Raw genomic sequence first — 2,048 nt, forward strand, 5'->3', positions numbered from 1 at the left:
CGGACGGCCTGGGCGCAGGCGGTGGCGGCGAGGGCGGCTGCGAGCGCGCCCGCCGTGTGGAGGCGGCCGCGCAGGAAGCGCGCCAGTGAGGGCACGTCGTGCACCGCCCCCGAGGCGATGGCCTGCTCGGCGCCGCCCGAGTGGGCGTGGCCGCCGGCGGGGAGACGGGAGTCGGTGAGGAGGAGCAGGGCGGGGTGCATCAGAACAGGAAGTAGCGCTGGGCCATCGGCAGGCGGGTGGCCGGGGCGGGCTCGATGAGCTCCCCGTCGACGCGGACCTCGAACGTGTCGGGCGCCACCTCGATCCTGGGCAGGGCGTCGTTGAGCGGCATCGCGGACTTGCCGCGCGACCGTACGTCCTGGACGGGGGCCAGGCGGCGGCGTACGGCGAGGCGGTCGGCGAGGCCCGCGTCCAGGGCCGGGGGCGCGACGAAGTGCAGCGAGGTGGCGGCGGCCGTGACCGGGGACGCGCCGAACATGGGGCGGGGCAGCACCGGCTGGGGCGTCGGGATGGAGGCGTTGGCGTCGCCCATCTGGGCCCACGCGACCACGCCGCCCTTCAGCACGAGGTCGGGCTTGACCCCGAAGAACGCGGGGCTCCACACCACGAGGTCGGCGAGCTTGCCGGGCTCGACGGAGCCGAGCTCCGCGTCCAGCCCATGGGCGATAGCCGGACATATCGTATATTTCGCGATGTAGCGCTGAGCGCGCAGATTGTCCGCGGGCCCTCCGCCGAGCGAACCCCGCCGCCCCTTCATCACGTGCGCCGTCTGCCACGTACGGATGATCGTCTCCCCGATCCGCCCCATCGCCTGCGAGTCGGAGCCGATCATCGAGATAGCCCCGAGGTCGTGCAGCACGTCCTCGGCCGCCATCGTCGAGGGCCTGATGCGCGACTCGGCGAAGGCCAGGTCCTCGGGAATGGCCGGGTTGAGATGGTGGCAGACCATCAGCATGTCGAGATGCTCGTCGAGCGTGTTGGCGGTGTGCGGCCGGGTGGGGTTGGTGGAGGACGGCAGGATGTTGGGCCGGCCGGCCACGCGGATGATGTCGGGCGCGTGCCCGCCGCCCGCCCCTTCCGTGTGGTACGCGTGGATCGTCCGGTCGCCGATGGCCTCCAGCGTCGACTCGACGAACCCGGCCTCGTTCAGCGTGTCGGTGTGCAGCGTCACCTGCACGCCCGCCGCCTCGGCCACGCGCAGGCAGGCGTCGATGGCCGCGGGCGTCGAGCCCCAGTCCTCGTGCAGCTTGAAGCCGGAGGCCCCGGCGGCGAGCTGCTCGCGCAGCCCCTCCGCGCTGACCGTGTTGCCCTTGCCGAGCAGTGCGAAGTTCAGCGGGTACGCGTCGAGCGACTCCAGCATCCGGCCGAGGTACCAGGTGCCGGTGACGGTCGTCGCCTTGGTGCCCTCGACGGGTCCCGTGCCGCCCCCGACGATCGTGGTGACGCCGGACCCGATGGCCTCGTCGAGCAGTTGCGGGCAGATGAGGTGCACGTGGGAGTCGACGGCCCCGGCGGTGAGGATCTTGCCGTTGCCCGCCAGCACCTCCGTGGACGGCCCGATGACCAGGTCGACGCCGTCCATCGTGTCGGGGTTGCCGGCCTTGCCGATGGCGAGAACCCGGCCGTCGCGGACGCCGACGTCGGCCTTCACCACGCCCCAGTGGTCGAGGATGAGCGCACCGGTGATGACGAGGTCGGCCGCGCCCTCCGCGCGGGTGGCCCGCGCCTGGCCCATCGACTCGCGGATGACCTTGCCGCCGCCGAAGACGGCCTCGTCGCCGGCTCCCGACGGGCCCATCGCGCGGTCCTCGGTGACCTCGATGAACAGGTCGGTGTCGGCCAGCCGGACCCGGTCGCCGGTGGTCGGCCCGTACAGTGCCGCGTAACGCGCACGCGAGACGTCAGCCATCGAGCGGCCCCGCCCACTCCGGCCGCAGGCCCGGCACCACCCGCCCGCCCCTTCCGTGTGGTACGCGTGGATCGTCCGGTCGCCGATGGCCTCCAGCGTCGACTCGACGAACCCGGCCTCGTTCAGCGTGTCGGTGTGC

Annotated in this window: 1 protein-coding gene and 1 pseudogene; both read right to left on the bottom strand. The window is 73.0% G+C overall.

What is annotated here, in order from left to right; all coding sequences use genetic code 11:
- Positions 1-200 (bottom strand): annotated as a pseudogene (locus tag GUY59_RS46830) (urease accessory protein UreF); the annotation flags it as partial.
- Positions 200-1,909, bottom strand: a complete 1,710-nt coding sequence (locus GUY59_RS46835) for an urease subunit alpha (RefSeq protein ID WP_161715135.1) — start codon at positions 1,907-1,909, stop codon at positions 200-202. The gene GUY59_RS46835 and the pseudogene GUY59_RS46830, both read right to left, overlap by 1 nt.
- Positions 1,910-2,048: the final 139 nt, after the last annotated feature.

It is taken from the genome of Nonomuraea sp. K271, assembly GCF_009908215.1.
Taxonomy (GTDB): Bacteria; Actinomycetota; Actinomycetes; order Streptosporangiales; family Streptosporangiaceae; genus Nonomuraea; species Nonomuraea longispora.

Excerpts from the sequence above, each read along its gene's own strand:
- GUY59_RS46835 (WP_161715135.1), bottom strand. The coding sequence starts at position 1,909 with ATGGCTGACGTCTCGCGTGCGCGTTACGCGGCACTGTACGGGCCGACC.